This window comes from Simplicispira hankyongi (assembly GCF_003570885.1).
Lineage (GTDB): Bacteria > Pseudomonadota > Gammaproteobacteria > Burkholderiales > Burkholderiaceae_C > Simplicispira > Simplicispira hankyongi.
Genome location: NZ_QXJC01000003.1, coordinates 135,785 through 161,678, shown reverse-complemented (window position 1 = coordinate 161,678; position 25,894 = coordinate 135,785). Strand labels below are relative to the sequence as shown.

The following is a 25,894-nucleotide window of genomic DNA, read 5'->3' as shown; positions in this document are numbered from 1 at the left end:
ATAGCCCGCTTGAAGCGGACTGGGCTGGGTTATGGGGCCAATGCGCAGCATGGCCAGCAAAGTGCACTGCCGCCCCACCGCTGGCAGGGTTTTGTTGGCAGAGCAGAGAGGTCCGGACTATCCAAAGGGATGGCCGGAAAAAGAAAAAGCACGCTGTTGGCGTGCTTTCTTTCAAAAACCTTGTGCCCGGAGGGCGTCAGGTCGGGATTACCCGTAAAACAGGTTTTAAAACACCCGTAAATTATACAAATTATGCTAATTTGAGTAACAACAGTGGTTATGCGTTTTGTGTTAAAGGCGGGCTGTGTTGTCTGTTGTGTCCTTGAGCCGGTCAGGGCGCCGCCGTCTGCGGTCCATGAACCAGGCCAGGAACGGCAGCAGGACGAGTGAGCCTGGAATCACCCAGACGAACAAATACGGACTCACCGAAGACGCAGAGCGCATCACATTGCGCAGATGCGCGCGCTCGGTGGTCGTCCAGGCGCCCCGCTGGCGCTGGCGAATCAACCAGACTATGGAGCCCTTCATGGTGGCAAGCTCGCTGCGAAAACGTGTTTTCTCGCGTGTATTGCCTGCCAGGAAGGAGCAAAACCATTCCGGCGCGCGCTCCATACGCCGCTGGAAGGCGGTAGTGGAGTTTGGGTCGAAGGCTTCGGCGGGAGGCTGCCGTTCCACCGCGATCAAAGAATGGCCCGATTCGGAGGGAGAACACGCACCCATGGCACAGCTTTGGCTAGCGGTGTAACTCGCCCGAGCGCTCGGGCTGGTAGGTTACTTCGGCTACGCGCACCGTCATGCAGGCGCCACCTGGTACGGGCCAGGCCAGTTCGTTGCCCACGGACAGGCCCAGCAAAGCGCTGCCGACCGGCGCAAAAATCGAAATGGCGTTGGGCGTGCTGCCGGCGTCGCGCGGATAGACCAGCGTGAGGCAAAAATCTTTGCCCGTCTCCTGAATGGAGAATTTCACCGTGGAATTCATGGTGACGACTTCCGGCGGCATATCGGCGGGGTTGACAATGTCTGCGCGGTCCAGTTCTGCCTGTAACTGCGGGCGGCCTGGGAAGCTCGCGCCCGCAGAGGTCTGGAGCAGCGTTTCCAGGCGCTCCAGATCCAGGGACGAGACAGTGAGAGGCGGTTTGGGCATGGCAGGCACTATTTGGCGGGGCAACGGGCCAGTGTAGCCCTGCCGGAATTTCGCACTGCGGCATGCTGGTATTTTTGCCCCAAATTGGGTTGGCATGTCAACGCGCGGGGCGCCTGGCGGCTTATGGGTGCTTGCCCCGCGCCGCGCCCACGCTTGCGGCTGGGTAGGCACCTTTCTCGCACCATGTCCCAATCTTCCCTTCGCAGCCCTTGGCTGGACGCCACCAAAGGCGCCGCCTGCCTTGCCATCGTGGCGCACCATCTCTCGGTCTATGGCCCGCTCTCCGACACGGTGCGGCCCTTTGCGCCGCAGTTGATGGCCTGGCTCTACGACTATGCGCGCATGGCGGTGCAGATTTTTCTGGTGGTGGGCGGCTATCTGGCCGCGGCGAGCCTTGCGCCCGCTGGCGTTGCGCGGTTTGAAGCAGCGGGAGTGCAGATCGCGCGGCGCTTCATGCGACTGGCCGTGCCTTATGCGGCAGCGCTGCTGACGGCGGTCGCCGCCGCGGCGCTGGTGCGCCCTTGGCTGGACGATCCCAGTGTGCCGGACAGCCCGCACTTCGCCCAATTGCTGGCCAACGCGCTGATGCTGCAGGATGTGCTGGGCCAGCCGGCTCTTTCGGCCGGCGTCTGGTACGTAGCCATCGATTTCCAGCTGTATGCCGGTGCGGTTCTGCTGCTGGCGCTGGCGCGCCGTCTCTCTGGCGGGGCAGCCCAGTGGGCCGCATTTGCGGGCAAAGTGCTGGTGGTGGCGTTGTGCGCCGCGTCGCTGCTGGTATTCAACCGGTTTGCCGCGCTCGATGCCTGGGGCATTTACTTTTTTGGCTCGTATGGGCTTGGCATGGCAACGCTTTGGGCCGTGCGCAGTTCTCACCCCGGCCGCTGGCTGCTGGCGCTGGCGTTGCTAGGCGGCTTGGCGCTCGCCGTTGATTTCCGCCTGCGTATTCTGCTAGCGCTGGGCACTGCTGCCTGGCTGGCCTGGCTTGCCTTGCGCGCGCCATCGACCAGGCCCTCGCGTGCCAAAGCCCTGGCGGCGCCGTTGATTTGGGTGGGTCAGCGCTCTTACTCTGTATTCCTGGTGCATTTTCCAGTCTGCCTGATGGTGAATGCACTCTTCGCCTATGCTTGGCCCGGCGAGCCGCTGGTGCACGCTATCGGGCTGTTGAGCGCGTTCGGCCTGTCCATTGCAGCGGGCTGGTTGCTCTACGAGCGCGTGGAGCGCCACGGCGCCACCGCCTGGCAGGCCTTGCGCTGGGAAGCCCAACTTATGGGCGGCAGCTTGTTGGTGGCCCTGACGCATGGGCACTTAGCGGGCTAGGCCTTTTGCCGGCGCGAGTGCCCCATCGGGGTCAGGAATGGGCGCGGCAGGTGCTGAACAAATCCCGATCGGCTTGGTACGCTGAGGTCTGTACATCCATCAGGCCCAGCACCGAATGAAAGTAGCTGTCCTGCGTGATGTGTCGGTCAGCCAGATCGCGCTGCAGGCAATCCGTGTGCACACCTGAGCGTGCTTGCATGGCGGGTGAGAGCCAGGTGATCCAGGGGACGTGCTTTTGCACATCGGGCGCGATGCTGTACGGCAAACCGTGCAGGTAGATATTGTTCTCGCCCAGAGACTCACCGTGGTCGGCGACATAGATCATTGCGGTATCGGCCTTGGGCTCCTGGCGCTCCAGCCAGTGCAAGGTGTCGCTCAGGAAGGCGTCGGTCTCCACAATGCTGTTGTCATAGGCATTGACGACTTCTGCCTGGCTGCACTCCTGCAAGGCGTTGGATTGGCACTCGGGCTTGAACTTCTTGAGGGCCGGCGCGGAGCGGTGCGCATACGCAGGGCCGTGGCTGCCCATCTGGTGGAGCACGACCACGGTTCCGCGAGCGCGCTGCTCCGCTGGCAAGGCGGCAAGCCGCTCATCCAGCCCCACCAGCAAAATGGGATCGAGGCATTCGCCACCCGTGCAGAGCTGCGGGTCTTTGAGCGCCGTGGTGCTGGCCGAGGGGACGCGTGCGCAAATGCCCTTACAGCCTGACTGGTTGTCCAGCCAGAGTACGGCCAAGCCCGCGTGCTGGAGCACGTCGAGCAGGTTTTCATAGTTGCTCTTGCGTGCTTCGTACGCGGTTTTCCCCAGATTCGAAAACATGCAGGGCAGGGCCGTCGCGGTGCTGGTGCCGCACGACCAGGCGTTGCGCGCACTGGAGAGGTCTCTGCGCGCCGAGAGTTGCGGCGTGGTGTCACGGGCATAGCCGTTGATGCCGAAATTGCCGCTGCGCCCGGTCTCGCCTACGACCAGCACCAACAGCGGAGGTTTGGCTTGACCGGCATAGCTTGCGCCCAGCTTGGCGTCGCGGCCAAGCGGCAGCAGGGTATGCGTGTCCATGCGCAGCGGGCGTGCCGCCAGGTCGCCCAGGGCATAAACGGTATTGAGCGGGTTGATCAGGTAGCGCAACTGCGGCTGGTTGCGCATGGTGGAGGAAAACTCCTGGAATACCAGCAAGATGCTTGCCACCACCAGCCCCACGCAGGTTAGCAGCAGGGCGGTGTTGCGCATCACCTGCCGCAGGCCCGATGCATGGCGCAGCGGCCTGCGCCACAGCCACCACAGCGGCGGAGCCGCCAACGCGAGCACCATGGCCAGCATGCGCCAGGAAAACAGGTCGCCGGTTTCGCGCACGTCGGTTTGGAAGACGTTCTGCAGCATGCTCGAATCGATGGCGATGCCATAGCTGAGCATGAAGTAGGCGCCGAAGGCGGCAAACAGAACCAACAGCGTGCCTGCCGGTTTGAGCGTCCAGCGCCAGGCGAAGAGCGCGAGCACGGCTGTATTGCCAGCGGCGATCAGAAACCCGAAGGCGAAAAAAAATAGCCAGCCATGCGCGGTGGCACCGGCTGCGTGGGTGTTTGCCAGGGCGCGCCACAAGGGCCAGTTGCAGACGGAAGCCAACCAGACTGCCAAGGGCAGCACGATCGTGACTGGGTGGGCGGCGCGGGGTTTGGTTAGGTTTGTGGGCATCACGTGGTGCGCAGCACGGCGCGGCGCTGGTGAGCGCAAGGAGAAATGTATCAGGGGTAGATTAGCCGCCGCCGGTTAAGTGCAGTTTAATGTGACGCCCGCAAAGGGAGGACGCCAAGTTGCGCCGCATGGTGCTCCAGATGGTCTGCGACGAAGCTCTGCACGAAGTAGTACCCGTGGTCGTAGCCTGCATGGCGGCGCAGGGTGAGCGGCTGCCCTGCCTGGGCACAGGCGGCCTCGAAGCGCTGTGGATGGAGCTGCTCCGCCAGGAATGGATCGGATAGACCCTGGTCGATCAGGATACCGGCAGGAAAAGGGGGTTGCTCGCACGCTTGCATCAGGCCCGTGGCATCGTGTGCGGACCATTGGCTTCGGTCCGGCCCCAGGTACCCGGTAAACGCTTTCTCGCCCCAAGGACACTGGCTGGGCGCGCAGATTGGAGCGAAGGCAGAGACCGATCGGAACAGTGCGGGGTGGCGCAGCGCGAGTGTCAGCGCGCCGTGGCCCCCCATGGAGTGGCCGAAGATGCCGATCCGCGCCGTGTCGATGGGCAGATGCTCGCCCAGAAGCGGCAGCAGTTCCTGTGTGAGGTAGCTCTCCATGCGCCAATGCGGCTTCCAGGGCGCCTCGGTAGCGTCAAGGTAGAAGCCGGCGCCGACGCCAAAATCCCAGGCATCGGCTTCACCTGGCACGTTGGCGCCGCGCGGGCTGGTGTCGGGTGCCACCAGGGCCATGCCCAGCTCGGCCGCTGACCGCTGGGCGCCAGCCTTCACCATGAAGGTTTCCTCGTTGCAGGTCAGACCTGCCAGGTAGATCAGCGCCGGCACCTTGGCCCCCTCCAACGCTTGCGGCGGCAGGTAGACCGAAAACTTCATCGGCAAGCCAACCTCGCGCGAGTTGTGCCGGTAAAAGCGCTGGGCACCGCCAAAGCAGGCGTGGGCGCCCTGCAGGTCGAGAGAGGCGAGGGGCATTGGAAACTCCTAAAATGAGAGCTGCCAGCGCTTGTATCTAGGTTGATATAGCATGTATTAATACGCAAAGGCTTACCAGATAAGCGCTAGATGCTCATTTTTTAATAGATAACGACCGAGCGGATCGACTTGCCTTCGTGCATGAGATCGAAGGCTTTGTTGATATCCAGCAGCGGCATGGTGTGCGTCACAAACGGGGCCAACTGGATTTTCCCGCGCATGGCGTCCTCGACCATGCCGGGCAACTCGCTGCGGCCCTTGACACCGCCAAAGGCCGAACCCAGCCACTTGCGGCCCGTGACCAGCTGGAACGGGCGGGTGGAAATCTCTTTGCCCGCACCCGCCACGCCGATGATGACCGATTGGCCCCAGCCCCGGTGCGCACATTCGAGCGCGGCGCGCATCACGTCAACGTTGCCGATGCATTCAAAGCTGTGGTCCACACCCCAGCCGGTCATCTCGACGATGACTTGCTGGATCGGCTTGTCAAAGTCTTTCGGGTTGACACAATCGGTGGCGCCAAACGTGCGGGCCAGATCGAACTTGGCAGGGTTGGTGTCGATGGCGATGATCCGGCCCGCCTTGGCTATCTTTGCCCCCTGGAGAACCGCGAGCCCAATGCCTCCCAGGCCAAACACGGCCACGCTGTCGCCCTCCTGCACCTTGGCGGTGTTCTTGACAGCGCCAAGGCCCGTGGTCACCCCGCAGCCCAGCAAGCAAACCTGCTCAGGATTGGCGAGCGGGTTGATCTTGGCCAGCGAGACGGCGGCCACCACGGTGTACTCGCTGAAGGTGCTGCAGCCCATGTAGTGGTAGAGGGGCTCGCCGTTGTAGCTCAAGCGCGTCGTGCCGTCGGGCATCACGCCTTTGCCCTGCGTGGCGCGTACGGCGATACACAAGTTGGTCTTGCCGCTCTTGCAGAACAGGCATTCGCCGCACTCTGCGGTGTAGAGGGGGATGACATGGTCGCCGGGCTGCACGCTTGTGACGCCTTCTCCGACTTCCACCACGATGCCTGCGCCTTCATGGCCGAGCACCGAGGGGAAGAGGCCTTCCGGATCGTCGCCCGACAGGGTGAAGGCGTCGGTGTGGCAAATGCCTGTGTGGGTGATCTTGACCAGCACTTCACCCTTTTGCGGCGGGGCAACGTCGATTTCGACGATTCGCAGGGGTTCTCCGGCTTTAAAGGCAACGGCGGCACGGGATTTCATGGCGTTCTTTCAGGAAATGCTGCGACATGGCGGTTGCACCTTCGGGCAATCGCTCTGGTCGCACCAGAAACAAGGATGCGCCACTGTACGCGGTGTGCCCGGGCAGCATTTGCGTAGCCGACACTGGGCTGTTCAAGGGCGGGACCTCTGCCACATACGGCAATCGCAGCGACCAGTGTTTCGTGGGACGGAGTTGGGTGCTGCACAACAGGTGTGTCGCGAGCGCCTTGGGCGGTCGGGTGAGCATGGCGCCGGCAATTGCCCATGAAAAAGCCCGCCGGAATGCGGCGGGCTTTGGTGGCGCCAAAGCGCCAGTTGGGTTGTGTGCTTACCTGGCAGCGCCGTCGATATCGCGGCGTGGGGCGCCCGTGTAGAGCTGGCGTGGGCGACCAATCTTGTACTCGGGGTCGCTGATCATCTCGTTGAGCTGGGCGATCCAGCCGACGGTGCGCGCCAGTGCGAAGACGCCAGTGAACAGATGCACCGGGATGCCGATCGCGCGCTGCACGATGCCCGAATAGAAGTCCACATTGGGGTAGAGCTTGCGCGAAACGAAGTAGTCGTCCTCCAGGGCGATCTTCTCGACTTCCTTGGCCAGTTTGAACAAGGGGTCATTTTGCAGGCCCAACTCGGCCAGCACCTCGTCGCAGGTTTCCTGCATCAGCTTGGCGCGTGGGTCGTAGTTCTTGTAGACGCGGTGGCCAAAACCCATCAGCTTGACGCCAGAGTTCTTGTCCTTGACCTTCTCCATGAACTCGCCCACCTTGCTGACACCGCCCTGGCGCTGGATGTCTTCGAGCATGTTCAGGCAGGCTTCGTTGGCGCCGCCGTGCGCAGGGCCCCACAGGCAGGCCACGCCAGCAGCAATGGCGGCGAACGGGTTCGTGCCCGACGAACCGCACAGGCGCACCGTGGAGGTGGAAGCGTTCTGCTCGTGGTCGGCGTGCAGGATGAAGATGCGGTCCAGGGCACGTTCGAGCACCGGGTTGACCACGTAGTCTTCACAGGGTGTGCCGAACATCATGCGCAGGAAGTTGCCGGCGTAGGACAGGTCGTTGCGCGGGTACATGTAGGGCTGGCCAACGCCGTACTTGTAGGCCATGGCGACAAGGGTTGGCATCTTGGCGATCAGGCGGATCGCGGCGATATCGCGATGCTGCGGATTGTTGATATCCGTGCTGTCGTGGTAGAAGGCCGAGAGCGCGCCGATCAGGCCGGTCAGCACGGCCATCGGGTGTGCATCACGACGGAAACCACGCAGGAAGAACTGCATCTGCTCGTGCACCATCGTGTGGTTGATGACGAGTTTGTGGAAGTCACCGCGCTCCGTCGGGTTGGGCAGATCACCCTTGAGCAGCAGGTAGCAGGTGTCGAGGTAGTCGCACTTGGTGGCAATTTGCTCAATGGGGTAGCCGCGGTACAGCAGCTCGCCCTTGTCGCCATCGATATACGTAATGGCCGATTGGCAGGCTGCGGTCGACAGAAAGCCCGGGTCATAGGTGAACATGCCCGTCTGTGCGTACAGCTTGCGGATATCGATGACATCCGGGCCAATCGTGCCCTGATAGACAGGCAGTTCCATGCTTGGACTGCCGTTGCTGAAATTCAGGATGGCCTTGTTGTCAGCGAGCTTCATGGTTCGATTCCTTTGGGGGAGAGTGCTGTTGAATAGGAGGGTGTGGGGCGTTTTCAGCCCTGGGGGCAGGCGATCGCGCCGCTTTGCCGCAGCATGTCCAGCACGGTGTGCACGGCGGGCTGGTCGAGTGAGCCGGTGGGCTCCTTGCGACGCAGAAGAAGATCCAGCAGATCGTTGTCGGCCAAATCCATCAGAGCGGTCAGCCCTATCGCATGAAACTGGGTGATTTCGCTTTCATGGCGCAGGAAAAATTGTTCGATGAACAAATCGTTCTCGAGCAGACCGCGCCGGCAACGCCAGTGCAGTTTGCTCAGCGCCCTGGGGTCAAGGAGGGCGGAGGCATCATGAAGGGCGTCGGCTTGCATGCTGGCAATACTCAGAGGGCTCAGATGGCGCGGCGCACCATCAGCTCCTTGATCTTGCCGATGGCGCGTGTGGGGTTGAGCCCCTTGGGACACACGTCAACGCAGTTCATGATGGAGTGGCAGCGGAACAAACGGTAGGGGTCTTCCAGGTTGTCCAGACGTTCGCCGGATGCTTGGTCGCGGCTGTCAGCCAGGAAGCGATAGGCCTGCAGCAAGCCGGCAGGACCGACAAACTTGTCGGGGTTCCACCAGAAACTCGGACAGGCGGTCGAGCAGCTGGCGCACAGAATGCACTCGTACAGGCCATCAAGTTCCTCACGCTGCTCGGGCGACTGCAGACGCTCCTTTTCGGGTGGGATGTCATCGTTGATCAAGTAGGGCTTGATCGAGTGGTACTGCTTGAAGAACTGCGTCATGTCGACGATCAGGTCGCGGACCACCGGCAGCCCAGGCAGCGGCTTGAGTACGATCGTGCCCTGCAGCGTGTTCATGTTGGTCAGGCAGGCCAGACCGTTCTTGCCGTTGATGTTCATGGCGTCCGATCCGCAGACGCCTTCGCGGCAGGAGCGGCGGAACGACAGCGCCGGGTCTTGTGCCTTGAGCTTGATCAGCGCATCGAGCAACATGCGTTCGTGTCCGTCGAGTTCGATCTCGATGGTCTGCATGTAGGGCTTGGAATCTTTGTCCGGGTCGTAACGATAAATCTGAAAGGTGCGTTTTTGCATGGTGCTTCTCTCGTGGGGCGGCCGGGTTTTCAGAACGTACGGACCTTGGGTGGAACGCTCTCAACCGTCAGGGGTTTGAGGGTCACGGGCTTGTACGACAGCGTATTGGTGGCGCTGTCCCAGAGCGTGTGTTTGAGCCAGTTCACGTCGTCGCGGCCCAGTGGTGCGGTGGGGTGGTCGGCGGGGTGTTCGTAGTCGTACACCATGTGGGCGCCACGGCATTCTTTGCGCGCGGCAGCCGACACCATCGTGGCCTGGGCCACCTCCATCAGATTGGCCACTTCCAACGCCTCGACGCGGGCGGTATTGAACACCTTGGATTTGTCCTTGAGTTCAATGCTGGCAACGCGTTCGCGCAGGGCCGCGACCTTGGTGACGCCCTCGTCCATGCTGGCCTGGGTGCGGAACACGCCTGCATGCTGCTGCATGGTGGCGCGAATCTCGCCTGCCAGGGCTTGCGAGTAGGTGCCACCGGTGGAGTTCTCAAGCTGGTTGAGGCGCTCAAGAGTGCGATCGGCTGCATCCTTGGGCATCGGCTTGTGCTGCGCGTTGCGGGCATTGAATTCGACAATGTGGCGGCCTGCCGCCTTGCCAAAGACCAGCAGGTCGAGCAGGGAATTGGTGCCCAGACGGTTGGCGCCGTGCACGCTTACGCAGGCGCATTCGCCCACGGCGTACAGGCCGTTGACGACTTGATTGGCCGTGCCATTGTGCGTTACCACCTGGCCGTGGATGTTGGTCGGCACACCACCCATCTGGTAGTGGATGGTGGGTACCACGGGGATGGGCTCTTTCGTGATGTCCACGTTGGCGAAGTTGATGCCGATTTCGTACACCGAAGGCAGACGTTTGTGGATGGTCTCGGAACCCAGATGGTCGAGCTTGAGCAGCACGTAATCCTTGTTCGGACCGCAGCCGCGTCCTTCCTTGATTTCCTGGTCCATCGAGCGTGACACGAAGTCGCGCGGGGCCAGGTCTTTCAGCGTTGGTGCGTAGCGCTCCATGAAGCGCTCGCCGTTGCTGTTGAGCAGGATGGCGCCCTCGCCGCGGCAGCCTTCGGTCAGCAACACGCCTGCACCGGCCACGCCCGTGGGGTGAAATTGCCAGAACTCCATGTCCTGCAGCGGGATGCCGGCGCGTGCTGCCATGCCGAGGCCGTCACCGGTGTTGATGAAGGCGTTGGTGGAGGCGGCAAAAATGCGGCCTGCGCCACCAGTGGCCATCAGTACGGTTTTGGCTTCCAGGATGTACAGGTCGCCGGTTTCCATCTCCAGTGCCGTGACGCCGACCACGTCGCCATCCTGATCGCGGATCAGGTCCAGTGCCATCCATTCGACAAAGAAGTTGGTTTTGGCCTTGACGTTCTGCTGGTAGAGCGTGTGCAGCATGGCGTGGCCGGTACGGTCGGCGGCGGCGCAGGCGCGCTGCACCGGCTTCTCGCCGTAGTTGGCGGTGTGGCCGCCAAAGGGGCGCTGATAGATGGTGCCGTCCGGGTTGCGGTCGAACGGCATGCCGAAATGCTCCAGCTCATACACCACGTTGGGTGCTTCGCGACACATGAATTCGACGGCATCCTGATCGCTCAGCCAGTCGCCGCCTTTGACGGTGTCGTAGAAGTGGTAATGCCAGTTGTCCTCGCTCATGTTGCCCAGCGAGGCGGACACGCCACCCTGTGCCGCCACGGTGTGCGAGCGGGTGGGGAACACCTTGGACAGCGAGGCCACGTTGAGGCCGGCGCGCGAGAGTTCAAGCGCCGCGCGCATGCCGGAGCCGCCGGCGCCGATGATGACGACGTCGAACTTGCGCTTGGTGATGTTGGCGTTGGTGTAACTCATAAAATTTAGCCTTTGATCGCAAAAACGGAGCGTGTGCTTACAAGCGCCACAGGACCTGGACACCCCAGCCCACGCAGCCCAACAGCCAGACGATGGTGAAGACCTCAAGTACCAGGCGCAGGCCTGCGGGCTTGATGTAATCCATCCAGATATTGCGCACGCCTACCCAGGCGTGGTAGGCCAACGCGAGGATGACGGTGAAGGTGACGAATTTCATCCACTGCGCTGCAAAAATGCCTGCCCAGAGGTCGTAGCCAATAGGGCCTTTCTTCAGCAGCACCTGGGCAATCAGGGCGATAGTGAAAAGCACCATCAGCACAGCCGTTACGCGCTGGCTGAGCCAGTCGCGCATGCCATAGTGGGCACCGACGATGGTGCGTTTGTTTCCGTAGTCAGTCATAGTGGGATTCCGGTGGTTCTTGTGGTTTTCAGTGCGCTGCGCCGCTCAGGCAAGGCGGACCCGAATCAGTACAGTCCGAACAGCTTGGCGCCGAGCAGCAGCGTCAGTACGATGGCAAGGCTGATGACGGTCAGGCCTGAGGCTTTGCCGAATTGGTTGTTCACCGCATGGTGGTCGATGTCCATGATGAGGTGGCGAATGCCGGCAAACATGTGGTGCAGGTAACCCCAGATCAGCCCCAGGCTGACGAGCTTGAGCAGCCAGCCCGGCACAAAGCCGATGCCAGATGCAAAGGCTGCGGTGAACCGCTCGTAAGACACTTCGGAAGACACGGATGTGTCGAAAAACCAGATCACCAGCGGCAATAGCAAAAACATGATGGCGCCACTGGCACGGTGCAGGATGGACGTCCATGCCGCTGCAGTCATGCGGTAGGTCGTCAGATCCTTGAAGGCGTTGATGTTGCGGAACTCGGGCCGCTTCTTCGCTATTTCGGTCATGGCTGGTGCTTTCGTGGGTGTAACTGCGTGGTAACTTCGAGCGCAGGAGAATACAAAATTCTATTGCAATGCAGCAACTGTTCGTTTGATGCAGGTGAAAATTCGGTAATTACGGTCTGCAGGCATACGGTTACCCTAACGCATTGCGATAGTGATGCCGGTCTGTGCGGTATAAGCCTCGGCGCAGTTCCATGGGGGCATCGTTGTAGGTGTAAGAAGTGCGCACCACGCTCAGCAGCGGTGTCTGCTCGGTGACCTGCAGCAGCGAAGCCTGCTCCGCGTCTGGCAGTACAGCGCGAATTTTTTCGTCTGCCCGCACCATGCGCACACCGAATTCAAGCTCAAGCATGGCGTAGGTCGGACCGGGGTAGTCGCTCATCTGCAACGCTGTCAGTCCTTTGAAAGCGCTGCCTGGCAGCCACAGATCTTCGAGGATGGTGGGCTCGCCTTGGAACGAGAGTACGCGCCGCGCCTGGATCACTGATTCGCCGGCGCGCAAGCCCAGCGCACGTGCCACCTCGGCGTTGGCGCGGACACTGCGGCAATCAATGACGCGCCGCTCAGCTGGCCCCTCGGTAGTGGCGTCCCCGCTGTCGGGCATCAGGCGCAGGAAGCGGTACTGCACTTGCTGCTCCGCATGCGTGGACACGAAGGTGCCCTTGCCCTGGCGGCGCAGCAGCAGGTTTTCGCCTGCCAGTTCATCGATGGCCTTGCGCACCGTGCCCTGACTGACGCCAAAGCGTGCCGCAAGATCCATCTCGCTGGGGATGGCTTCCCCAGGCTTCCATTCGCCGGCCTGCAGACTCTGCAGGATCAGTCCCTTGATCTGCTGGTACAGCGGGCTGAAGGCAGGCGCCGGCAAGCCTGCGACAGACGGCAATGCGGTATCGGCAGCGAAAGGTGGAGTTGCTGACATGAAGAACGGCGTACAAAACCGGCTCTGCGAGGCCTCAGGCGACTTTGCAGAGGGGATGCTGCCGTCGCGTATGCCGGAAAGCTTCATCATATCTTATATAAGACATAAGACAAATTGACGCACTGCGGAAACCGGCAGTAAAATCGCCGGCTATTTGCGGGCAAATGCTGCGGGAAGACAGGGCGCAGCCGGCATCCGCTGATCACGTCCTTATTTCTCACACCATCGGAGTTCACCATGAGCAAAAAACCCGTTCGCGTTGCCGTCACCGGCGCCGCAGGCCAAATTGGTTACGCCCTTCTGTTTCGCATCGCCTCTGGCGAAATGTTGGGCAAAGATCAGCCCATCATCCTGCAACTGCTGGAAGTGCCGGTTGAAGGCCCGCAAAAAGCACTCAAGGGTGTGATGATGGAGCTCGACGACTGCGCTTTCCCGCTGCTCGTCGAAATGACTGCGCACAGCGACCCCATGACCGCCTTCAAGGATGCCGACTATGCATTGCTGGTCGGCTCGCGCCCCCGCGGCCCCGGCATGGAACGTGCCGAGCTGCTGGCTGTCAATGGCGCCATCTTCACGGCACAGGGCAAGGCGCTCAACGCCGTCGCCAGCCGCAACGTCAAGGTGCTGGTGGTTGGCAACCCCGCCAACACCAATGCCTACATCGCCATGAAGAGTGCGCCGGATCTGCCGCGCAAGAACTTCACCGCCATGCTGCGCCTGGACCACAACCGCGCAGCCAGCCAGATCGCTGCCAAGACCGGCAAGGCCGTGGCAGACATTGAAAAGCTCACCGTCTGGGGCAACCATTCGCCGACGATGTACGCCGACTACCGCTTTGCCACCATCAACGGCGAAAGCGTCGCCAAGATGATCAATGACCAGGAATGGAACGCCAACGTGTTCCTGCCCACCGTGGGCAAGCGCGGCGCCGCCATCATCGAGGCCCGCGGCCTGTCTTCGGCCGCCTCGGCTGCCAACGCTGCCATCGACCACATGCACGACTGGGCCCTGGGCACCAACGGCAAGTGGGTCACCATGGGTATCCCGTCGGACGGTCAGTACGGCATTCCCAAAGACACGATGTTCGGCTTCCCTGTGACCTGCGAAAACGGCGAATACAAGATCGTCGAGGGCCTGGAAATCGACGCATTCTCGCAAGAGCGCATCAACAAGACCCTGGCCGAGTTGCAAGGCGAGCAGGACGGCGTCAAGCACCTGCTGTAATCGCCCATGAGCGACGCCGGATTGCCCCAAGCCGCCAAGGCCCCCACGAGGGGGAGCGCAGCGCACGCAATGACAAGCGTGGGGGCCATCCCACATCCGCGCGACATCCTGCTGGGCGCCCAGGCGGCGGCAAATTTGTTGCCGGTCTGCGACCATTACAGCGGAGTCCCCGCGCGGATGCGCAAAAGCCTGCAGCTGCAGGCGCAAATGGCACAAGAGTTCGGTGCCTGCGTTTTTGATGTGACGCTGGACTGTGAAGACGGCGCCCCCGTGGGTGCCGAGGCCGAGCACGCAGCCCTGGTGGCTACGCTGGCCTGTGAGGCCACGCCCGGCGCTCGGGTGGCGGCGCGCGTGCACCCGGTGGACCACCCTGCTTTTGAAGCGGACGTGGCAACGATTGCGGGGCAGGCCGGCCACCGGCTCACGCACCTGATGGTTCCCAAGGTTGATTCGCTGGACGATGTGTTGCTGGCTGAGCGTGCCGTGGACCGTGCGGGCATGGCCCACCTGCCGCTGCATGTGCTGATCGAGTCGCCTGCTGCCGTGCAGCAGGCCTTTGCCATCGCCGAGCATCCGCGCGTTCAAAGTCTGAGCTTTGGGCTGATGGACTTTGTCTCGGCGCATGGCGGGGCTATTCCGGCGTCCGCCATGGGGTCGAAAGGGCAGTTTGATCACCCGCTGGTGGTGCGTGCCAAACTCGAAATTGCGTCTGCCTGCCACGCCCATGGCAAGGTGCCTTCGCATTGCGTGGTCACCGAGTTCTCCGACCTGGACGCCTTGCGCAGTGCGGCCGGGCAAGCGGCCAGGCGTTTCGGCTTTACACGCATGTGGAGCATCCACCCGGCGCAGATTCGCCCCATTATCGAAGCCTTCGCGCCCCAGCAGGAGGCCGTTGATGAAGCTGCGAAAATCATAGCTGCTGGCGCTGATGCAAACTGGGCTCCGATCAGTTTAGCGGGCGTTTTGCACGACCGTGCCAGCTACCGCTACTTCTGGCAATTGCTGGAGCGGGCACAGCATACTGGGCGCACATTGCCACGCGCTGTGCAACAGTGGTTTTCGGTCCCTCTAATCTCTACCCCTTAATTTTTTGCAGGAATGATCCCATGAAAGCTTTGCTTGTTTCGGCCCTGCTGGGCCTGGTTCCCGGGTTGGTGCTTGCGCAGTCCGCACCCGCCAATTCCGATGCGGCAACGCCCGTGCACAAGAAGGCGGCGGCCAAGCCTGTCGCCAAGAAGAAGACTATCGCCAATGGCAAGCACGCGAAGAAGACCTCGGCTGCGTCCAGCCGCGCTGAGCTCAAGAGCAAAGCCAATCAGATGGCCAGCGGCGTGCGCGCTGCAGACGCCGCACTTAGCCAGGCGGAACTCGATATCGCCAAGCAGGTGTATGTGGGCGAAATTCCTTGCGAGCTCGGCGCACACGTGAACGTGTCGGCTGACGCCGCCATGCCAGGCTATTTCCAGCTGGACGGCAAGGGCTTTCGCTACCGTATGGCGCCCGTTGCAACGACCACCGGTGCGGTACGCCTTGAAGACAAGGTGGGCGGCGCTGTCTGGCTGCAGATTGCCAACAAATCCATGCTCATGGACCAGAAGCATGGTCAACGCCTGGCCGATGACTGCAAGAGCCCGGCGCAGGTCGCCGTGGCCGAAAGCATGAAGAAGGCGCCTGCGCGCAGCCTGCTGGACGCACCCGCGAAATAACCCGTTGGCCTGGCTTTGCGGCCCGTTCGACGAACAAGAAATACTGAAACCACGAAAGAAGAAAGATGTTGCAAGCCTACCGTGACCACGTGGCCGAGCGCGCCGCACTGGGCATTCCGCCGCTGCCCCTGACCGCCAAGCAAACCGGGGAGCTGGTCGAACTGCTCAAGAACCCGCCTGCTGGCGAAGAAGCCACGCTGGTCGAGCTGATCACGCACCGCGTCCCCGCCGGCGTGGACGATGCCGCCAAGGTCAAGGCCAGCTACCTGGCCGCCGTGGCCCACGGCAGCGAAAAGTGCCCGCTCATCAGCCGTGAGCAAGCCACCGAGTTGCTGGGCACCATGCTGGGTGGCTACAACCTCACGCCGCTGATCGACCTGCTGGACGATACGGCTGTGGCCGCTGTCGCTGCTGAGGCGCTGAAAAAGACGTTGCTGATGTTCGACCAGTTCCACGACGTCAAGGAAAAGGCCGACAAGGGCAATGCCTTTGCCAAGGCCGTGGTGCAAAGCTGGGCCGATGCCGAGTGGTTCACCAGCCGTCCCGAAGTACCCAAGAGCATCACGCTCACCGTGCTCAAGGTCACGGGCGAGACCAACACCGACGACCTCTCACCCGCACCCGACGCCTGGAGCCGCCCCGACATCCCGCTGCATGCCCTCGCCATGCTCAAGAACAAGCGCGACGGCATCACGCCCGAAGAAGACGGCAAGCGCGGCCCGGTGAAATTTATCGAAGACCTGCGCGCCAAGGGCAACCTGGTGGCCTATGTGGGCGACGTGGTCGGCACCGGTTCGAGCCGCAAGTCGGCCACCAACAGCGTGCTGTGGTTCACCGGCGAAGACATTCCCTTCGTGCCCAACAAGCGTTTCGGTGGTGTGTGTCTGGGCAGCAAGATTGCACCGATCTTCTACAACACCATGGAAGACGCGGGTGCGCTGCCCATTGAGCTCGACGTGAGCCAGATGAACATGGGCGACACCATCGAGCTGCGCCCCTACGAAGGCAAGGCCTTGAAGGACGGCAAGGTGATTGCCGAGTTCGAGGTCAAGAGCGATGTGCTGTTCGACGAGGTGCGCGCCGGTGGCCGCATTCCGCTGATCATCGGCCGTGGCCTGACCGCCAAGGCACGCGAGGCGCTGGGCCTGGCGGCTTCCACTTTGTTCCGCCTGCCGCAAGTGCCCAAGGGCCACGGCAAGGGCTTCACCCTGGCGCAGAAGATGGTCGGCCGTGCCTGCGGCCTGCCCGAAGGCCAGGGCGTGCTGCCCGGCACCTACTGCGAACCCAAGATGACCTCGGTCGGCTCGCAGGACACCACTGGCCCGATGACGCGCGACGAGCTGAAAGACCTCGCCTGCCTGGGTTTCAGCGCCGATCTGGTGATGCAGTCCTTCTGCCACACGGCGGCTTACCCCAAGCCCGTGGACGTGAAGATGCACCACGAACTGCCCGAGTTCATCAGCAACCGTGGCGGTATTTCCCTCAAACCCGGCGACGGCATCATCCACAGTTGGCTCAACCGCATGCTGTTGCCCGACACCGTGGGCACGGGTGGTGACAGCCACACGCGCTTCCCCGTAGGCATCAGCTTCCCCGCCGGCTCGGGCCTGGTGGCCTTTGCCGCTGCAACCGGCGTCATGCCGCTGGACATGCCCGAATCGGTGCTCGTGCGCTTCAAGGGCCAGATGCAGCCGGGCGTCACGCTGCGCGATCTGGTGCATGCCATTCCGCTCTACGCCATCAAGGCCGGCCTGCTCACGGTCGAGAAGAAGGGCAAGAAGAACATCTTCTCTGGCCGCATTCTTGAAATCGAAGGGCTGCCCAACCTCAAGGCTGAGCAGGCCTTCGAGCTGTCCGACGCGTCGGCCGAACGCTCAGCGGCCGGTTGCACGGTGCGCCTGAACAAGGAGCCGATCATCGAGTACATCAACTCGAACATCGTGCTGCTCAAGAACATGATCGCCCAAGGCTACGAAGACGCGCGCACGATCCGCCGCCGCATTCAGGGCATGGAGGCCTGGCTGGCCAACCCGCAGTTGCTGGCACCCGATGCGGATGCTGAATACGCTGCCGTGATCGAGATCGACCTGGCCGAGATCACGGAGCCTATCGTCTGCTGCCCCAACGACCCGGACGACGCCAAGACGCTGTCTGACGTGGCGGGCGCGAAGATCGACGAAGTGTTCATCGGCTCGTGCATGACCAACATCGGCCACTTCCGCGCCGCGTCCAAGCTGCTGGAAGGCAAGAAGGACATGCCCGTCAAGCTCTGGATGGCCCCGCCCACCAAGATGGATGCGAAGCAGCTCACCGAGGAAGGCCATTACGGTGTTTTCGGCGCCGCTGGCGCCCGCATGGAAATGCCCGGCTGCTCGCTGTGCATGGGCAATCAGGCACAGGTGAAAGAAGGCGCTACGGTCATGTCCACCAGCACGCGCAACTTCCCCAACCGCCTGGGCAAGAACACCAATGTGTATCTGGGTTCGGCCGAACTCTCGGCCATCTGCTCCAAGCTGGGCCGTATTCCGAGCAAGCAGGAATACCTGGCCGACGTGGGCGTCGTCAACCAGAACGGCGACAAGATCTACCAATACCTGAACTTCGACCAGATCGCCGAGTACAAGGGCGTGGCGGATGGCGTAAGCGCCTAAGCCTTGAAGGGGCGCCGGACAAGTCGTCCGTGCGCCTACTGACCCAGCCCGCAGCGAGCGAAAGCACCTGCGGGCTTTTTTGATAGCGAACTCTCCATGCTTAAGGCAATGCTGAACAAGCGCTAGACAAAAATTTCGAAGAAATTTTCGGTTGAGGTTTTCTAGGCCTGCCGGGTGGTGCCGCAGAAAATGGATCGCTAGGCAAGTCAGGTTCAGCCTGCCGGTCCCAACTGGTCAGACGGACGTTCTCGCCGGAATAGGGGCAACGCGAGCGTGTGCAATATGCCATGCACCTGCAGTTCTCAAACCGTTCACGCCGGAGGCGTCATATTTGGCGACGGCTTGAATTCCGTTCAAATCCTCAAGGAGCAACAAGCCTCCCGCGCGCAGTTGCTCGCCAAGCATGTGCGGATCGAAGCCAGATAGAAAGGGCTCTCCCGCTGAAGACACCGCTGCCTTCTGTTTGTGGAACGCTTCCGTCACGACGGCATCAGGATCAAGAATCTTCTGGTCAACATAGGTAAAAACCAGTTCGCTGCCTGCTGGAGCGCACAAGGCAATCGCCCGCAGTGCAGAGAGATTTGCTTCTTGGGTAAGGTAGATGGTTACGCCGAGCCATGAGAAGAACGTCGGCTGGGCGGGTTGGAATGAGGACCGTGCCAGGGCTGCGCCCAAGTTCTCTACTGAGAGGTCGGTCGCGACAAATTCGACAGATGCTGGCGCATCGACGCCGCATTCCGCCAGGCGCTGGCGCTTCACGGCTTGTGTCGCGGGATGGTCGACCTCGAAGATGGCCAGTTTGGCCGCCCAGTCCGGCCGTCGATACGCAAAGCTGTCGAAGCCGGCGCCGATGATGACGTACTGCGTGACGCCTTGTTTGACCGCCGCCTCCAGCGCATCCTCGGTATAGCGGGTCCGGAGAATCACGCCCGCGTAGGCGGTATTCGCACGCAACGACTGGCCGAGCAATGCTTCAGGGGCTGCCGCCGCTTTGAGCCGCGCAGTCGGTGGCATGCGGTCCAGAACGCGTTGGAACAGGGCTGTGCGCGCAGTGTCTGGCACGAGTCGATCGCCCCAATCGTCATCGATCAGAGGGGCAGGGTCATGGCGCGAATGCAGTGCGCGCATCAGCGAGGTGGCGAGGGCTGTGCGACTGGCGCCGAGTGGATTCAATGCGGTCTCCGGGAATCAGGCGTGCGCAGGTTCCAACTTCATGGCCACTCTGTAAAGCGCATGGTTTTGAATGAATACAGGCACAAAAAGAGCGCGCTGGATCTCGACCAAAAACCCCCGTGTGGATGAGATGCGCCTGCTTGTTAAATGCTATTTAAAAAGAAGCTGCCAGCGCATATGGGATAAGCGCTAGAGGCCAATTTAACCTAAACTTTTTCAGCCTCGAATACCCGGGCCAACAGCGCGCCTTGCACCTCGCCGGTGAGCGCAATCCGCACCCGCAGCGGGCTGCCGGCCGCCACCTGAAGGGCCTCGCCTTCAACGCTTTGCATCTCGGTCAGCCGCACGGTGCGGTTGCCGCTGGGGTGGATGATCTCCAGCAGGTCGCCCACGGCAAAGTGGTTCTTGGTTTCGACCTCGGCCCAGCCATCGGCCACGCTCTTCACCTGGGCCACATACTGGCTGCGCCTGGATTCGGAGCTACCGGTTTCGTAGTTTTGGTAGTCGTGGGCCGGGCGGCGCTCCAGCAGGCCGCTGGTGTAGCCACGGTTGGCCAGGCCTTCGAGTTCGGTGATGAGCTCCGGGTTGAAGGGGCGGCCCGCCATGGCGTCGTCGATGGCGCGGCGGTAGACCTGTGCGGTGCGCGAGACGTAGTACGCGCTCTTGGTGCGGCCCTCGATCTTGAGCGAATCGACGCCGATATCGACCAGACGCTGCACGTGCTCGACCGCACGCAGGTCCTTGCTGTTCATGATGTGGGTGCCGTGCTCGTCTTCCATGATGGGCATGAGCTGGCCGGGGCGTTCTTTTTCTTCCAGCAGGTACACCTTGTCGGCCAGCGGGTGGCGCTGGCCGTCGCCGCACCCGGAAAAGGCCGCGTTCTCGTCTTCCTGCGCCTTGTTGAAGTTGAAATCGCCTTCCATGCGCACCGCCATGGCTTCGCCGGTGTTGGGGTCTACGGCCGCCTCTTTCGTGGCGTAATTCCAGCGGCAGGCGTTGGTGCAAGCGCCCTGGTTGGGGTCGCGCCGGTTGAAGTAGCCCGAGAGCAGGCAGCGGCCCGAGTAGGCAATGCACAGGGCGCCGTGCACAAACACTTCAAGCTCCATGTCGGGGCATTCCTGGCGGATTTTTTCGATCTCGTCCAGGCTCAGTTCGCGCGACAGGATGATCCGCGTGATGCCCACTTTCTGCCAGAACTTCACTGCCATGAAGTTGGTGGTGTTGGCCTGCACCGAGAGGTGAATCGCCACCTCGGGCCACTTCTCGCGCACCTGCATGATGAGGCCGGGGTCGGCCATGATGAGCGCGTCCGGGCCCATGGCAATGATGGGCTCGATGTCGCGCAGGTAGGTGCGCACTTTGTCGTTGTGCGGCAGCAGGTTGCTCGTCAGAAAGAATTTCTTGCCGCGTGCGTGGGCTTCTTCGATGCCGGTCTGGATCTGCTCGATGCGGAACTCGTTGTTGCGCGCGCGCAGGCTGTAGCGCGGCTGGCCGGCGTACACCGCGTCGGCGCCAAAGTCGTAGGCGGCGCGCATGCGTTCGAGCGAGCCGGCGGGCAAAAGGAGTTCTGGGGCGGGGCGGGTCATGGGCAGTTCCTCGGCTTCGGACGAAGCGGCATGGGGGTGCGCCATTGCCGCGCACCGGGGCTTGCGTTGTGGAATCAGTCTTGCGGCCGGAAGCCAATCACGAGGGATGGGGGCACGCGCCCGTCCACATCCCGTGGCAGTGACGCGGTTTTTTGCAGCGCGCGCAGCACGGCGTCGTCCCAGGCGGCATTGCCGCTGGATTTGGTCAGGCGTGTGGAAAGGATGGTGCCGTCGGGCGAGGTGTGCACTTCGACCTCGGCGCGCGGGTTGCCGCTCACCGCGTCGGGGTAGACGATGTTGGGCTTGACCTTGGCGGCTACGCGGCCGCCGTAGCCGCCCGAGGGGCCGGAATCATGCAGAGCGGTGCCCGTTGCCGTGGGCGCACCGCTGGCGCCTGCCAGACCCTGCATGCGGCGGATGTTTTCCTGGCGGCGATCTTCGGCGGCCTTGGCGTTGGCCTTTTCGATGGCCTCGTCTTTTTTGCGCTTTTCTTCGGCTACGCGTTTTTGCTCTTTGTCGCGCGCTGCCTGTTCACGCGCGGCCTGTTCTTTGACGAGCTTGTCGTGCGCTGCCTGCTCGCGTGCAGCCTGCTCCTTGGCGAGCTTGTCCTTCTTTTCCTGGTCCAGGCGCTGCTGCTCTTTGAGCTTCTTCTCGCGTTCGAGTTTTTGCTTGTCTTCGCGCTCGCGCTTCTCCTTCTCCAGACGCTTCTTTTCGCGTTCGATGGCGATGTCGGCTTCGCGCGGGTCGGGTTGTGCCTGCTGCGGCGGTGGCGGGGGTGGTGGGCTGACCTTGGGCGGCTGCGGTACAGGCGCCGGCTCGGGCGTGGGCGGCTTGGGGGGTGTCGGCGGTGTGGGAGGGGTAGGAGGCGTAGGCGGTTGTTCTGCGCGTGGCGCCGCCTGCTGTGGTACGGCAGACCAGAGTTCGGCGACCACTGCCGGCTGGTCGCTCCCGTTCTTCCAGGCAACGCCCCAGGTTAGCGCGGCAAGCAAAAGCAAGTGCGCCAGTACGGCAAGCGTCACCGCGCGCGCCCGGCCTGGGGGCTGGGGGGGCGTAAATTGATCGCGGTCGTCGTGGGCGTGCATGCGGTTGTCTAAAACGGGTAGGGCGCGGTCAACCGCCTTGTTTTACGGACAGGCCCACGCGCTGCACGCCGGCCTTCTGCAGTGCGGCCATGGCCTTGACCACGGAATCGTATTGCACGCCCTTGTCGGCGACGATGACGACTGCCGTGTCCTTGCTCTGGTCTTTCTGCCAGGCGAGTGCGGCGTCACCGATTTCGCGCGTGTTCATGGTGCGCGTCGCCGCCGGGGTCTTGAGCTGCAGCGAACCATCCTTGTTCACGATGATTTGCGCGACCACCGGCGGCATGTTCTTGCTCTTGCCCACGCTGGGTACGTCGATCATGCCCGGCGTCAGCATGGGCGCCGTCACCATGAAGATGATGAGCAGCACCAGCATCACGTCGATGAACGGCACCATGTTGATCTCGTTGATGGTGCGGCGGCCGCGGCCGCGCGAGGCAATGGCAGGCATGGCGCAGCTCCTTCAATGGGCCGTGGCTGGCACCGCAGGGTGCGCGCCCAGGTTGCGCTGCAAGATGTTGGAGAACTCTTCGATGAAGGTTTCCTGGTGGTTCGCCACGCGGTCGATATCACGCGCGAAGCGGTTGTACGCCACCACGGCAGGAATGGCGGCAAACAGGCCAATGGCCGTCGCCACCAGCGCTTCGGCGATGCCGGGCGCCACGGTGGCCAACGTCACCTGCTGCATGCCGGCAAAGCCGGTGAAAGCGTGCATGATGCCCCACACCGTGCCGAACAGGCCCACGTAGGGCGATACCGAGCCCACCGAGGCGAGGAACGACAGGCTGGATTCGATGACGTCCATTTCGCGCTGGAAACTGGCGCGCATAGCACGGCGCGCACCATCGAGCAGGGTTCCTGCGTCTTGAATATGGCGCTCGCGCAGCTTCTGGAACTCACGCATGCCGCTGGCGAAAATGCGTTCCATGGGGCCGATATCCTGGGTACTGCTGGCGGCGCTGGCATACAGGTCGTTCAGGCTGGTGCCCGACCAGAACTCACGCTCGAAATCTTCGTTCAGTGCCTTGACGCGCTTCAAGCCGAAGAGTTTGCGAAAAATGGCGGCCCAGCTGGCGACCGACACGCTGAGCAGCAGCAGCATGACGAACTGCACCACCCAGCTTGCGTGCAGCACCAGGGTGACGATGGACATGTCTTGCGAATTCATGAAAGGATTTCCAGAAGGGCAGAAGGGATACGCGCTGGGCGCAGGCTGGTGGCGTCCACCCAGCCGAGGCGCACCTGGCCTGCACAGAGAAGACTTCTCTGTGCACCAGAATGCTCATTATTCAATAGCGCTTGGTGTCGGATTGTCAGGGATGCCCGGCCTTTGTCCATGAGTTCAGCAGTAACAATGAGTGCATCGTCGAGGCGCGCTGGTGCGTGGTAGCTCAGGCGCGCTTCACTTACGACAAACATACCGCCGCTTTGTTCCCGCAAACCGTGCTGGCCGATGCCCAGGGCACGCAGCCACTCGGTACGGGCACGCTCAAAGAACTTGAGGTAATTGGCGTAGAACACGATGCCGCCGGCATCCGTGTCTTCCCAGTAAACCCGCACAGGGAATTCGAACACCATGCTTGTCAGCCCAGCAAGGCCCGCAGCCGACGCACGGCTTCTTGCAGGTGGTCCATGGAGCTGGCGGTGGAAAAGCGCAGAAAGCGCTCGGGCTCGTGCGTACCGAAGTCGCGCCCCGGCGTGACGGCCAGGTGGGCGCGGTCCATCAGCGCATAGGCCAGGTCCCAGCTGCCTTGCACCCCCAGCCGAGTGGCGGCCTGCGTGCCATCGGCCCAGGCGTAGAAGGCGCCGTCTGGCAGCACGGGTACGTCGAGGCCCAGGCGCTGCAGTTCAGGAATGAAGTAATCGCGCCGGGCCTTGAATTCGGTGCGGCGGCGCTCGTATTCGGCGATGCTGGCGGGCTCGAAGCAGGCCAGAGCGGCATGCTGCGCGACCGTGCTGGCGCAGATGAACAGGTTTTGTGCCAGTCGCTCGACGACTGGCACGAGCTGCTCGGGCACCACCATCCAGCCCAGGCGCCAGCCTGTCATGTTGAAGTACTTGCTGAAGCTGTTGATGCTGATGATGTCGTCGGCAATGGCCAGCGCGGTGTGACCGAACTGCGCTTCGTACGACAGGCCCAGGTAGATCTCGTCGATCAGCGTGATGCCGCCGTGCTCCTGTACCACGCCGTGGATGCGGCGCAGTTCATCGGGCGCAATTGAAGTGCCGGTGGGGTTCGATGGGGACGCCAGCAGCACGCCGCGGGTCTGTGCGGTCCAGGCGGCGCGTACCTTGTCGGCGCTGAGCTGGTAGCGTTCGCTGGCCGTGGTGGGGATCAGCACCGCCGTTCCCTCGGCAGCACTGACGAAATGGCGGTTGCAGGGGTAGCTCGGGTCGGGCATGAGGATTTCGTCGCCCGATTCGATCAGCGCCAGGCACGCCAACTGCAAAGCCGCCGACGCGCCGGCGGTGACGACAATGCGCCGCGCCGGTATGTGGGCGCCGAAGCGCTCGGCGTACCAGCCGCTGATGCGTTCGCGCAGCGCCGGCATGCCCAGCGCTTGGGTGTATTGGGTGGCGCCATCGGCAATGGCGCGGGTGGCGGCCTCTTGCACCAGCGGCGGCGCGGTGAAATCGGGCTCGCCGATGTTGAGGAAGATCATCGGCTCGGGGCCGCCCGCCACAGCATGCGCCAGCGTTTGCGCCGCCTTGGCCACTTCCATCACGTAGAACGGCTCGATGCGCTGCGCGCGCGCAGAGACCCTCATGGCGCGGCCCTGGACGTGCGCACGCTCCCCTGGTCCTTGGCCACTTCGGCCGCACGCAGTTGGGGTGCCAGGCCGCCGAGCACGCCGTTGACGTACTTGTAGCCGTCGGTGCCGCCGAAATCCTTGGACAGCTCGATGTATTCGTTGAGCACCACGCGCCAGGGCACATCGAGACAGTGCTGGAACTCGTAAGCCCCCATCCACATCACGGCGCGCTCGATGGGCGATATCTCAGCCAGTTTGCGGTCGAGCAGCGGCACGATGAGCGCGTCGAGTTGCTCGGCGCCTTCCACACAGCCATGCAAGAGCGCGTCGTAGTGCACCGAGTCGCATTTGTTAAAACCGGCCAGATCGCGCGTAAAGCTGTCGATGGCCGCCGCGTCGTTGCGCCCGACCAGGTGCTGGTACAACGCCTGCAGTGCGAATTCACGGGCACGGCTGCGGGCTGATTTGGTTGACGCGCGGCGCCCACCGGTGCCGGCAGCGCCTTTGCGCGCGGGAGCGGCGGTTTCGGGCAAGGCATCGCTCATTCGAGGGTCTCCATCAGGTTGGCCATTTCCACGGCCACGCGGGCGGCGTCGCGCCCCTTTTCGTGCTGGCGTGCGATGGCTTGTTCCAGGTTTTCGGTGGTCAGGATGGCATTCGCCACCGGCAGGTGGTAGTCCAGCGCAATGCGCGAGACGCCTGCGCCGGATTCGTTGGCCACCAGCTCGAAATGGTAGGTTTCGCCGCGAATAATGCAGCCGAGCGCAATCAGCGCATCGTATTCGTCCTGCTCGGCCAGTGCCTGCAAGGCGGTGGGCACTTCCAGCGCGCCCGGCACGGTGATGTGGCGAATGTGCTTTTCCTGCACCCCGAGCGCCAGCAGCTCGGTACGGCAGGCCTCGGCCAGCGCGTTGGTGATGCCTTCGTTGAAGCGTGCCTGCACCATGGCGACGTGCAGCTTGCTGCCGTCCTGCCTGTCTGCGGTTCCTTTGTCTGCGCCGAACATTGC

The 25,894-nt window shown here is 62.6% G+C and carries 26 protein-coding genes; 5 read left to right on the top strand and 21 right to left on the bottom strand.

Annotated features, from left to right (window positions below; genetic code table 11):
- Nucleotides 1-291: 291 nt before the first annotated feature.
- Nucleotides 292-720: a hypothetical protein gene (locus D3F03_RS07475; protein WP_342769307.1), complete on the bottom strand. Its 429-nt coding sequence runs from the start codon at nucleotides 718-720 to the stop codon at nucleotides 292-294.
- 13 nt (nucleotides 721-733) lie between these two features.
- Nucleotides 734-1,144: a nucleoside diphosphate kinase regulator gene (gene rnk, locus D3F03_RS07470; RefSeq protein ID WP_119108772.1), complete on the bottom strand. Its 411-nt coding sequence runs from the start codon at nucleotides 1,142-1,144 to the stop codon at nucleotides 734-736.
- Nucleotides 1,145-1,327: 183 nt separating this feature from the next.
- On the opposite strand from rnk, the gene D3F03_RS07465 reads away from it, so the two are divergent.
- A complete protein-coding gene (locus D3F03_RS07465; protein WP_119108771.1) occupies nucleotides 1,328-2,461 on the top strand; it encodes an acyltransferase family protein in 1,134 nt (377 codons plus the stop codon).
- Between the two features lie 31 nt (nucleotides 2,462-2,492).
- Here D3F03_RS07465 and D3F03_RS07460 read toward each other — a convergent pair whose 3' ends face one another.
- The 10 genes from D3F03_RS07460 to D3F03_RS07415 form a co-directional block, all read right to left on the bottom strand.
- The gene (locus tag D3F03_RS07460) at nucleotides 2,493-4,151 is read right to left on the bottom strand and encodes a phosphoethanolamine transferase (protein WP_119109436.1); all 1,659 of its coding nucleotides are present in this window, start codon (nucleotides 4,149-4,151) and stop codon (nucleotides 2,493-2,495) included.
- Nucleotides 4,152-4,237: 86 nt separating this feature from the next.
- Nucleotides 4,238-5,122 (bottom strand): S-formylglutathione hydrolase, encoded by an 885-nt coding sequence (gene fghA / locus D3F03_RS07455; RefSeq protein ID WP_119108770.1) that lies wholly within the window; start codon nucleotides 5,120-5,122, stop codon nucleotides 4,238-4,240.
- A 101-nt stretch (nucleotides 5,123-5,223) separates the two neighbouring features.
- Complete coding sequence (locus tag D3F03_RS07450) at nucleotides 5,224-6,333, bottom strand: S-(hydroxymethyl)glutathione dehydrogenase/class III alcohol dehydrogenase (RefSeq protein ID WP_119108769.1); 1,110 nt, start codon at nucleotides 6,331-6,333, stop codon at nucleotides 5,224-5,226.
- A 328-nt stretch (nucleotides 6,334-6,661) separates the two neighbouring features.
- Nucleotides 6,662-7,969 carry a citrate synthase gene (gltA, locus tag D3F03_RS07445; RefSeq protein WP_119108768.1) on the bottom strand — a complete coding sequence of 436 codons (1,308 nt, stop codon included), beginning with the start codon at nucleotides 7,967-7,969 and terminating at the stop codon, nucleotides 6,662-6,664.
- A gap of 53 nt (nucleotides 7,970-8,022) precedes the next feature.
- Nucleotides 8,023-8,334: an FAD assembly factor SdhE gene (locus tag D3F03_RS07440; RefSeq protein WP_119108767.1), complete on the bottom strand. Its 312-nt coding sequence runs from the start codon at nucleotides 8,332-8,334 to the stop codon at nucleotides 8,023-8,025.
- Between the two features lie 20 nt (nucleotides 8,335-8,354).
- A complete protein-coding gene (locus D3F03_RS07435) occupies nucleotides 8,355-9,059 on the bottom strand; it encodes a succinate dehydrogenase iron-sulfur subunit (RefSeq protein WP_119108766.1) in 705 nt (234 codons plus the stop codon).
- Between the two features lie 29 nt (nucleotides 9,060-9,088).
- Nucleotides 9,089-10,894 (bottom strand): succinate dehydrogenase flavoprotein subunit, encoded by a 1,806-nt coding sequence (sdhA, locus tag D3F03_RS07430; protein ID WP_119108765.1) that lies wholly within the window; start codon nucleotides 10,892-10,894, stop codon nucleotides 9,089-9,091.
- Between the two features lie 37 nt (nucleotides 10,895-10,931).
- Nucleotides 10,932-11,294 (bottom strand): succinate dehydrogenase, hydrophobic membrane anchor protein, encoded by a 363-nt coding sequence (sdhD, locus tag D3F03_RS07425; protein ID WP_119108764.1) that lies wholly within the window; start codon nucleotides 11,292-11,294, stop codon nucleotides 10,932-10,934.
- A 65-nt stretch (nucleotides 11,295-11,359) separates the two neighbouring features.
- Nucleotides 11,360-11,794 carry a succinate dehydrogenase, cytochrome b556 subunit gene (gene sdhC / locus D3F03_RS07420; RefSeq protein ID WP_119108763.1) on the bottom strand — a complete coding sequence of 145 codons (435 nt, stop codon included), beginning with the start codon at nucleotides 11,792-11,794 and terminating at the stop codon, nucleotides 11,360-11,362.
- Nucleotides 11,795-11,924: 130 nt separating this feature from the next.
- Nucleotides 11,925-12,710 carry a GntR family transcriptional regulator gene (locus D3F03_RS07415; protein ID WP_119109435.1) on the bottom strand — a complete coding sequence of 262 codons (786 nt, stop codon included), beginning with the start codon at nucleotides 12,708-12,710 and terminating at the stop codon, nucleotides 11,925-11,927.
- Nucleotides 12,711-12,947: 237 nt separating this feature from the next.
- On the opposite strand from D3F03_RS07415, the gene D3F03_RS07410 reads away from it, so the two are divergent.
- From D3F03_RS07410 to acnB, 4 genes are all read left to right on the top strand, one after another.
- On the top strand, nucleotides 12,948-13,934 hold the full coding sequence (locus tag D3F03_RS07410; protein ID WP_119108762.1) for a malate dehydrogenase: 987 nt from the start codon (nucleotides 12,948-12,950) through the stop codon (nucleotides 13,932-13,934).
- A gap of 69 nt (nucleotides 13,935-14,003) precedes the next feature.
- Nucleotides 14,004-15,020, top strand: coding sequence for an HpcH/HpaI aldolase/citrate lyase family protein (locus D3F03_RS07405; RefSeq protein ID WP_119108761.1), 1,017 nt, complete (start codon nucleotides 14,004-14,006; stop codon nucleotides 15,018-15,020).
- Nucleotides 15,021-15,040: 20 nt separating this feature from the next.
- The gene (locus D3F03_RS07400; RefSeq protein ID WP_119108760.1) at nucleotides 15,041-15,640 is read left to right on the top strand and encodes a hypothetical protein; all 600 of its coding nucleotides are present in this window, start codon (nucleotides 15,041-15,043) and stop codon (nucleotides 15,638-15,640) included.
- 65 nt (nucleotides 15,641-15,705) lie between these two features.
- The gene (gene acnB, locus D3F03_RS07395) at nucleotides 15,706-18,291 is read left to right on the top strand and encodes a bifunctional aconitate hydratase 2/2-methylisocitrate dehydratase (protein ID WP_119108759.1); all 2,586 of its coding nucleotides are present in this window, start codon (nucleotides 15,706-15,708) and stop codon (nucleotides 18,289-18,291) included.
- 234 nt (nucleotides 18,292-18,525) lie between these two features.
- On the opposite strand, the gene D3F03_RS07390 is transcribed toward acnB, so the two are convergent.
- From D3F03_RS07390 to ribH, 9 genes are all read right to left on the bottom strand, one after another.
- Nucleotides 18,526-19,464, bottom strand: coding sequence for a class I SAM-dependent methyltransferase (locus D3F03_RS07390; RefSeq protein ID WP_119108758.1), 939 nt, complete (start codon nucleotides 19,462-19,464; stop codon nucleotides 18,526-18,528).
- A gap of 206 nt (nucleotides 19,465-19,670) precedes the next feature.
- On the bottom strand, nucleotides 19,671-21,050 hold the full coding sequence (gene trhP / locus D3F03_RS07385; RefSeq protein ID WP_119109434.1) for a prephenate-dependent tRNA uridine(34) hydroxylase TrhP: 1,380 nt from the start codon (nucleotides 21,048-21,050) through the stop codon (nucleotides 19,671-19,673).
- A 74-nt stretch (nucleotides 21,051-21,124) separates the two neighbouring features.
- Nucleotides 21,125-22,132, bottom strand: coding sequence for a cell envelope integrity protein TolA (gene tolA, locus D3F03_RS07380; protein WP_119108757.1), 1,008 nt, complete (start codon nucleotides 22,130-22,132; stop codon nucleotides 21,125-21,127).
- Between the two features lie 28 nt (nucleotides 22,133-22,160).
- On the bottom strand, nucleotides 22,161-22,583 hold the full coding sequence (locus D3F03_RS07375) for an ExbD/TolR family protein (RefSeq protein WP_119108756.1): 423 nt from the start codon (nucleotides 22,581-22,583) through the stop codon (nucleotides 22,161-22,163).
- Between the two features lie 12 nt (nucleotides 22,584-22,595).
- Nucleotides 22,596-23,300: a protein TolQ gene (tolQ, locus tag D3F03_RS07370; RefSeq protein ID WP_119108755.1), complete on the bottom strand. Its 705-nt coding sequence runs from the start codon at nucleotides 23,298-23,300 to the stop codon at nucleotides 22,596-22,598.
- On the bottom strand, nucleotides 23,297-23,710 hold the full coding sequence (locus tag D3F03_RS07365; RefSeq protein ID WP_119108754.1) for a YbgC/FadM family acyl-CoA thioesterase: 414 nt from the start codon (nucleotides 23,708-23,710) through the stop codon (nucleotides 23,297-23,299). The genes tolQ and D3F03_RS07365 overlap by 4 nt, the downstream gene beginning before the upstream one ends.
- 5 nt (nucleotides 23,711-23,715) lie before the next feature.
- Nucleotides 23,716-24,900 (bottom strand): pyridoxal phosphate-dependent aminotransferase, encoded by a 1,185-nt coding sequence (locus D3F03_RS07360; RefSeq protein ID WP_119108753.1) that lies wholly within the window; start codon nucleotides 24,898-24,900, stop codon nucleotides 23,716-23,718.
- Nucleotides 24,897-25,430: a transcription antitermination factor NusB gene (nusB, locus tag D3F03_RS07355; RefSeq protein WP_119108752.1), complete on the bottom strand. Its 534-nt coding sequence runs from the start codon at nucleotides 25,428-25,430 to the stop codon at nucleotides 24,897-24,899. Before nusB ends, D3F03_RS07360 begins: the two co-directional genes overlap by 4 nt.
- Nucleotides 25,427-25,891: a 6,7-dimethyl-8-ribityllumazine synthase gene (gene ribH, locus D3F03_RS07350; protein WP_119108751.1), complete on the bottom strand. Its 465-nt coding sequence runs from the start codon at nucleotides 25,889-25,891 to the stop codon at nucleotides 25,427-25,429. Before ribH ends, nusB begins: the two co-directional genes overlap by 4 nt.
- Between the last annotated feature and the right edge of the window lie 3 nt (nucleotides 25,892-25,894).